This is a genomic window from Rickettsia sp. TH2014 (assembly GCF_019249195.1).
GTDB lineage: Bacteria > Pseudomonadota > Alphaproteobacteria > Rickettsiales > Rickettsiaceae > Rickettsia > Rickettsia felis.
The window spans coordinates 85-8,168 of the sequence record NZ_MXAX01000032.1; the positions used below are offsets into that span (position 1 = coordinate 85).

An 8,084-nucleotide genomic window follows, 5' to 3' on the forward strand; every position below is an offset into this window, starting at 1 on the left:
TTAATTTTACTAAATGTAAGATTAAATCTCAACTATTACAAGTTATCTATAAAATCTAAACGATGAAATAAGCTATTTTCTGCTTTAGCAAAATATTTTACAATATTATTATTTTCTAAAATATATCTATATTCTTTATTAGCGGGGATTTGATGATCGTATTTGCTATAATTAATTTTCAACCTCTCTTTATAGATTAATTCATTTAAATTTTCTGAATTATGCTGTAGAAAATATGCTATCTCCTCACCATAACCATAATTATCTATAATTCTGTTAATTCGGTACTTTCCGGATAATTTTGAAAAAATTTCTTTTACTGAATCATTTTTTGAGGGTATTTAGTATATATCTATGTCATTTTTGTGACATTTTGGCTTTGTTACATTGCTGTTTATGTCATTCCTGCGAAAGCAGGAATCCATTAGTCAATAAGTATAAATATAAAAGATTTAAATAGTTTCATTTTTTTCTAGATTCTCGCTTTCGCGGGAATGGCATAGTACTTTACTAATTCTGCAATATTTTCATCAGCAAATTAATCTCTTCGCGTAATTCTATATCGTTTTCCAGTAATTCTTCTACTTTCTTAATAGCATGCATAACCGTCGTGTGGTCTTTTTTACCGAATTTTTTACCGATATCTGCAAGGCTTTTCGGTGTTAATGCTTTACTAAGATACATAGCTATTTGACGTGGTCTTGCAACTTCTCGTAATCTCCGTGACGAAGACATATCAGATAATTTAATATTATAACGACTAGCTACCTTTTTCTGAATATCTTCAACGGTAATTATTCTTTCATTAGAACGTAATAAATCTCTTAAAATATTTTGTGTATTTTCGAGTGTAATTTCTTTTAAAGTAAAATTAGAATGAGCTATCACTTTATTTAAAGCTCCTTCAAGTTCTCTAACGTTTGAAACGATTTTAGATGCTAAAAAATCAATTACGTCTTTCGGTATTTTAACGTTCATCTGTTCAATCTTAGATTCTAGAATACCGAGTCGTAGCTCATAAGTAGTGCTATGAACATCGGCCACTAAGCCCCACCCAAGTCGAGACTTGATCCGATCTTCAATATTATCTAAATCTGAAGGTGACCTATCACAAGAAATAACCATTTGACGGTTATTATCAATCAATGTATTAAAAGTATGGAAAAATTCTTCCTGCGTACTATCTTTACCGCAAATAAATTGAATATCATCAATCATCAACACGTCAACCGAGCGGAATTTCTCTTTAAACGAGATTACTTCTTTATTACGCAGAGCTTTAACAAACTGATACATAAACTTCTCTGCAGACATATATATCACTTTGCGGCTTGGGTTATTCTGCTTGATATACCAACCGATTGCATGCATTAAATGCGTCTTACCGAGTCCAACCCCGCCATATAGAAAAAGCGGATTAGATTCAGAAACCGCACCTGATGATTCCGCAACAGCTCTTGCTGCTGCATAAGCTAGTTCATTTGGGGCTCCAACCACAAAATTATCGAAAGTAAAACGTATGTCAAGAGTTGAAAAGATATTTTCCGAATTAAGCTCACTGCTTCCGATATCAGCAAAAGTCTTAGTAGGTAATTCTATAACTGTTTGGGTTGTTCCAGGTAACTCTTTAGTAATTATTTCAATCGACTTAATGGTATTATTATAATGTTGAAATAGTTGCAATATGACCATAGAGTATTTGGATTTTATCCAATCTCTAACAAAGTTAGTAGGGGCACAAAGAATAACGGTATTTAATGAAGACTCTATAAAATTGACTTTACTAAACCAGCTATTATATAGAGTTTCACCGTAATGATTGTAAAGATCTTGAGTCACGTAACTCCAAACATTTACATAATTATCACCTTGATCCGTTAAAATTATTTGATTAGTACTCACTTAAAACTGCCACGGTAAGTTATTTTGTTTCCAGCCTTTGTCTTGATTATTTCCTTCAAAGCCGTCACTAATATTATAACAATTTTTATAACCCATATTAGCTATAAAATTTGCTGCGATAAATGACCTATATCCTGAACGACACAGAAAAATATTGCTGCATCTATTTTATCTTTAATTATAGATAAAAAATTATCTTCAAAATCTTTATTCAATTGCCAACTTAGAAAGACCAACTTATTTTTATTATCTAAATGAGGTATTCCAACTTGTTGCCGCTCTTCTTTAGTTCTAACATCCACAAGAAAAGTATTATCATTTGAAATTAATATATCATAAGCTCTTGTAGAACAGATATTTTGAACCGGCATATTTACGCTTTTTGCTGTTATTGATAATTTGAAAAGTTTACGTCATTGCGAGGAAAATTACGTAGTAATTTGTACATCCGCAATCTCAGGAGTCCTGCTTTATGAGATTGCCACGCCCCTTTTAGTCGCTCGTAATGACGGCATTAACTGCTTCGAGGCAATGCCTAAAGCATTTTAAAATGATCTTGGTATCTGATAAATTTAATAATATTATTATAAAAAAATTTTGCAAGATGTTATAGATGAATAAATTAAATAAAAACTCTTTACAAAAGAAACTTTTTTACCGTAGTCAAAACCGCGGTTGCAAAGAAATGGATTATATACTCGGTAGCTTTGCCGAAAAGTACCTATCCTTAATGGATGAAAAAAAACTTAGAAGCTATTCTTTAATACTTGATCAAAATGATAATGAACTTTATAATTGGATTAATAATAAATCTTCTGCTCCTTCTTATCTAGATGCCGAAATAATTGATAAATTACGCAAAATAGCAAAAATATAAATTCCTGTAGAATGTTACAACAAAAATTTCCGGCTACTGCCAAATCTTTCTTTGCAACCCATAATTTTACCAAGAATCTTAAGCAAGATTTTATCTTGAGTAGCAGTAATGAAGATGAAGCGTTGCAATTATACAAGCAAGCTTTATTTTTTTCTTCTAATGAAAATATTTATTACTTTCCAAGCTATGATACTATCCCTTACGACCATACGTCACCAAATGCAAATATCTTATCTAGACGTGCAGAAATATTAACCAAGCTAACAACAAATAATAGTAACGGCAAATTACTCATCACTCATGCAGCGAACTTATTAAACAAATTACCGCCGAAAGATTTTTTTTCTAAATATTTTTTAAAATTATCTCCTAAAATGAAATTTACTACGGATCAGCTTGCTATGTTTCTAGTAGAAAATAGTTTTACAAGAAATGCGAGTAGCATCGATGTCGGGGAATTTGCGGTTAGAGGCGAAATCATTGATATAATATTGCCTAGTCCTAAAGCTTATAGAATTAATTTTAGCTGGGATTATATTGAATCAATAAAAGAATTTGATATTGATACACAAATTTCAACTAAATCTTGCAGCGAACTCGTTATTAGTCCTGCAAATGAGATAGTTTTAAACTCTGAAACAATCGGTAATTTTAAGAATAATTACTTACGAAATTTTGGAGTTAATCATACCGATAATCCTTTATATGAGGCAGTGATATCAGGAAGAAAATTCGCAGGGTATGAACAATTACTTCCGTTATTTTATAATTCCTACTCTAACTTAGTAGATTACCTAAACGATCCTATTGTCATATTCGATAATTTATCAAAACAAGCCATTTTAGAGTTTGAGCATAGTTATAATGATTTTTATTCAGCAAGGTCAGAGGCGAATAAACTTAAATTTAATAGTTTCTATCCCGCCCTTTCACCGACTAGTTTATATTTTACTGCTTCTGAAATAACGGAATTACTAGAACAAAAAAATAATATATTGATTAGTTATGAAAATTCTGAGCAAGCAACTCTAATTGAAAATATAGCTGCCACAAGCTTTATAGGAAAGAAAACGGTTTTTGATAAATTATTTGAGATTATTAAAACTCATTCTTCTAAAAAAATCGTAATAGGTGCAGCTTCTTTAAGCGGTCTTGAGCGAATTAAAAGCATCACCCAAAATTATGAATATAAATATAATGAGATAAATAAATTAGATGAGGCTAAGGATTCAGTAATAAATGTCGGGATAATTCCTTTAAATCAAAGCTTTTGTACTAAAGAATATTTATTTATTACCTCTAGCGAATTATTGGAAGAAAAATCTAGCTCTACAAACATTAACAAAAAGCTTAAAAATATCTTGCTGGAGCTTGATAATTTAGCTGAAGGTGAGTTTGTAGTACACAAAGATCATGGAATAGGGCAGTTTTTAAAGCTAGAAGCTTTAGAAATCAAAGGCAAACTACATGATTTTTTAAAGATTTTATATGCCGGTAATGATAAATTATATATACCGGTTGAAAATATAGAGGTAATAAAAAAATACGGTAATGATAATGCAGAGCTTGATAAGCTTGGCAGCGTCTCATGGCAAAGAAGTAAGGCGAAACTTAAAAACCGTATAAAAGAGATAGCACTGCATTTAATACAAATAGCAGCTAAAAGGAAACTTAATAGCAGTGCTTCCGTTGAATTTGACCTTGAAGAATATGATAAATTTTGTGCTAATTTCCCTTTCAGCGAAACAGAAGACCAGTTAACCGCTATAAACGATATTAAAGAAGACTTGAGGAACGGTATGTTAATGGATAGGTTAATATGCGGTGATGTCGGGTTTGGTAAAACAGAGGTAGCAATGCGTGCCGTCTTTATGGTAGCAAAATCTCTAAATGAACATTTACCTCAAGTAGCTGTAGTTGTACCGACAACTATTTTATGTAGTCAACATTTTTCAAGATTCATAGAAAGGTTTAAGGGATTTGGTTTAAATATTAAGCAATTATCTAGCGTTATTAGTGCTAAAGAAGCAAAAATTATAAGATCAGAGCTTGAAAACGGTAAAATAAATATAATAATAGGTACTCATTCTTTATTACACAAAAATACAAAATTCTTTAATTTAAAATTGTTAATAATCGATGAAGAACAGCATTTCGGTGTCGGTCAAAAAGAATTTCTTAAATCGCTAAAATCCTCTTCCCATGTACTTGCAATGTCGGCAACACCGATTCCTAGAACCCTGCAAATGTCAATGACCGGTTTAAAAGAACTTAGTATTATTGCAACGCCGCCTCTAAACAGGCTGGAAGTGCGGACGATGGTTATGCCGTTTGATCCCGTTATTATCAGAGATGCATTATTACGCGAACATTTTAGAGGTGGAAGAAGCTTTTATGTGGTTCCGAGAATTAAAGATATAGAGGATATCGAAAAACAATTAAAACAAATCGTGCCGGAATTAAGTTATAAAATAGCTCACGGAAAAATGACCCCGAGTAAAATTGATGAGGTTATGAGCGAGTTTTATGCCGGTAAATTCGATATACTAGTCTCAACTACTATTATAGAATCAGGAATTGATATAGCCGAAGCAAATACCATGATCATACATAAGGCCGATATGCTGGGGCTTAGCCAGCTATATCAATTGCGTGGTCGGATAGGTCGAGGTAAAGTGCGGGGCTATGCCTATCTAACAGTAGCAAGTCATAAAAAGATGACGCCGCACTCCTTAAGACGTTTAGAGATAATACAAAATAGTTGTGCTTTAGGCTCAGGTTTTACTATTGCAAGCCATGATATGGATTTACGAGGCTTCGGTAATTTAATCGGTGAAGAGCAATCAGGACAAATTAGGGAAGTAGGTACGGAGCTTTATCAAGAAATGCTGGAAGAGCAAATAGCTCTCTTTAAAGATGAACCTATTGTTTCGGAACAACCTTTTATTCCGAATATTAATTTGGGATTATCCGTCTTTATTCCTGATAATTATATATCCGATTCAGCCCTTAAACTTGGGCTATATAGAAGAATAGGTAATTTAAGTAATGAGATAGAAGTAGAGAAATTTAAAGACGAGATGATTGATAGATTCGGCTCACTACCGATTGAATTTAATAATTTACTTGATATTGTAAAAATAAAACTATTATGCTTTAAGTTAAATATTGAGAATTTGGATTCAGGAGATAACGGATTTGTGATTAAATTTTATAAAAATGCCGATATGACCGATAAAATTTTGAAGTTCGTTAGTACTTACTCTAATCAGGCAAAAATCAAACCGGATAATAAATTAGTATATATCAAGAAATTAGTAGATAAAAATATAATTGTTGAGGCGAATCAGTTACTTCGGAAATTAGGGGGGGTGTAGATTCGATGTCATTCCTAATACGTCATTGCCTGCGTGGATACTAGAACCGTCATTGCGAGGAGCGAAGCGACGTGGCAATCTCATAAAGTAGGACTCCCGAGATTACTTCGTCAAAATTTTCAATTTTTCCTCGCAATGACGGAAAAACCGATTCTCGCAATGACGATAACACTTTTTTAACGTAACAAACATGCCCTATAACCTAAAACAATTATTCCAAAAACATAAAGTAAAAGGTTTGTCGATTAATTCTAAAACCGTTAAGGATAAAGACGTCTTTTTTGCGATTAAAGGACAAAATGTCGATGGAAATGATTGTATTAAGGATGCTTTAAACAAAGGTACAATATTAGTAATTACAGACAATAAAAAAAATACTATTATAGATGATAAAGTAATTTACGTAGAAGATGTACAAGCGGCTTTATATGAAGCTATAGAAATCTTCTATCCTAAAAAACCAAAGAATCTAATAGCCGTAACAGGTACAAACGGCAAAAGTTCGGTAGTATCCTATATAGCTCAAACATACTCACTGCTTGGGAAGAAAGCTGCATCTATAGGTACAATAGGGGTAGAGATATTCGGCTGTGATAATCTTATAAATGATGTACCTGAATTAACAACTTTGGATTATTTAAGCTTTAGAAAAATTGCTCATAATTTAGCTGAAAACAATATAGAATATTTAGCTTTTGAAGCTTCTAGCCATGGTCTTGAACAAGCAAGACTTGGTGAAACAAAAGTAAATATCGCATGTTTTACAAGCTTTAGTCAGGATCATCTAGATTATCACCATACAAAAGAAAATTATTTATTAGCCAAACTGAAATTATTTACTAGACATCTTTTTAAACCAGCTTATAGAGAGGAATTTAAAGGAGACACGGAACACAGCACCACAGCGTACACACTAGTACGTGAGGATGCGAGTACCGGATCGACGTCTAAATTACTGCTAGAAGCGAAGTTTGGGAAGATGTCTACCGAGCATTTATTACCAAGTGGCATTGCAATATTAAATTCCGATATAGAAGAAATAGAGTTCGTTAAAGATTATTTACATAATCATAATATTAAATTTATCACTGTTGGAAAAAAAGGTGATGTACAAATAACTAAAATCAATGGTTCTTTAAAAGGACAAAATATTAATTTTATATTCAATAATAGAGAATGTAGTTTTAATACCTCTATAATCGGTAGTTTTCAGGCTAGCAATTTGTTAATTGCTGCCCTTACTGTACATTACACCGGATTTGCTTTTGATGAGATAATAGACGCTTTAGCAAAAGTTAAACCGGTAAAAGGTAGAATGGAGCGAATAGACGGCACTAATATTTTTGTTGATTATTCCCATACTCCGGATGCTCTTGAAAAAGCTTTAACGGAACTGAAAAATGTTAAATTACGTGATAGTAGGCTAAACGTAGTTTTTGGTTGTGGCGGTAATCGTGATAAGACAAAAAGAAGTCTTATGGGGCAGATAGCCGCAAGACTCGCTGATAACGTCATAATTACCGATGATAACCCACGTCATGAAGATCCAAAACTGATCAGAGCCGAAATCATAAGCGGTATAGAGAAAGCGGATTATACGGAAATAGCAAATAGAGACGAAGCTATTAAATATGCTATAAATAATTTAAAGCAAGATGATATCTTATTAATTGCCGGCAAAGGTCATGAAAATTACCAAATTATAGGCGATAAGAAATTACCTTTTGATGATGCTGAAATTGTGAGGAAACTAACGTCATTGCGAGGAAAGGCGAAGCCTTAACGCGGCAATCTCATGCCAAAATCCTGAGATTGCCACGTCGCTTCGCTCCTCGCAATGACGACTGGGAGTCYACGCAAGCAAGCCTTTCTCGCAAGGCGTTGTTGCGTGGAGATTAAAAAAAAGTCAATATAGCGCTTAGAGTATA

At 32.8% G+C, this 8,084-nt stretch carries 5 protein-coding genes and 2 pseudogenes; 3 read left to right on the forward strand and 4 right to left on the reverse strand.

Annotation, left to right across the window (positions count from 1 at the left end; genetic code table 11):
* Positions 1-35 precede the first annotated feature (35 nt).
* The 4 genes and pseudogenes from KYQ89_RS00385 to KYQ89_RS08140 all read right to left on the reverse strand — a co-directional run.
* Positions 36-341, reverse strand: coding sequence for a DUF6314 family protein (locus KYQ89_RS00385; RefSeq protein WP_218459835.1), 306 nt, complete (start codon positions 339-341; stop codon positions 36-38).
* 169 nt (positions 342-510) lie between these two features.
* On the reverse strand, positions 511-1,902 hold the full coding sequence (gene dnaA / locus KYQ89_RS00390; protein WP_218459830.1) for a chromosomal replication initiator protein DnaA: 1,392 nt from the start codon (positions 1,900-1,902) through the stop codon (positions 511-513).
* Positions 1,903-2,273: pseudogene (locus tag KYQ89_RS00395) on the reverse strand (rhodanese-like domain-containing protein).
* Between the two features lie 38 nt (positions 2,274-2,311).
* Positions 2,312-2,410 (reverse strand): annotated as a pseudogene (locus tag KYQ89_RS08140) (lytic transglycosylase domain-containing protein); the annotation flags it as partial.
* 105 nt (positions 2,411-2,515) lie between these two features.
* Between KYQ89_RS08140 and KYQ89_RS00400 the strand changes: the two are divergent.
* From KYQ89_RS00400 to KYQ89_RS00410, 3 genes are all read left to right on the forward strand, one after another.
* Positions 2,516-2,779 carry a succinate dehydrogenase assembly factor 2 gene (locus tag KYQ89_RS00400; protein ID WP_218459831.1) on the forward strand — a complete coding sequence of 88 codons (264 nt, stop codon included), beginning with the start codon at positions 2,516-2,518 and terminating at the stop codon, positions 2,777-2,779.
* Between the two features lie 11 nt (positions 2,780-2,790).
* The gene (gene mfd, locus KYQ89_RS00405; RefSeq protein ID WP_218459832.1) at positions 2,791-6,156 is read left to right on the forward strand and encodes a transcription-repair coupling factor; all 3,366 of its coding nucleotides are present in this window, start codon (positions 2,791-2,793) and stop codon (positions 6,154-6,156) included.
* Between the two features lie 190 nt (positions 6,157-6,346).
* Positions 6,347-7,939: a UDP-N-acetylmuramoyl-L-alanyl-D-glutamate--2,6-diaminopimelate ligase gene (locus KYQ89_RS00410; protein ID WP_218459834.1), complete on the forward strand. Its 1,593-nt coding sequence runs from the start codon at positions 6,347-6,349 to the stop codon at positions 7,937-7,939.
* Positions 7,940-8,084 lie beyond the last annotated feature (145 nt).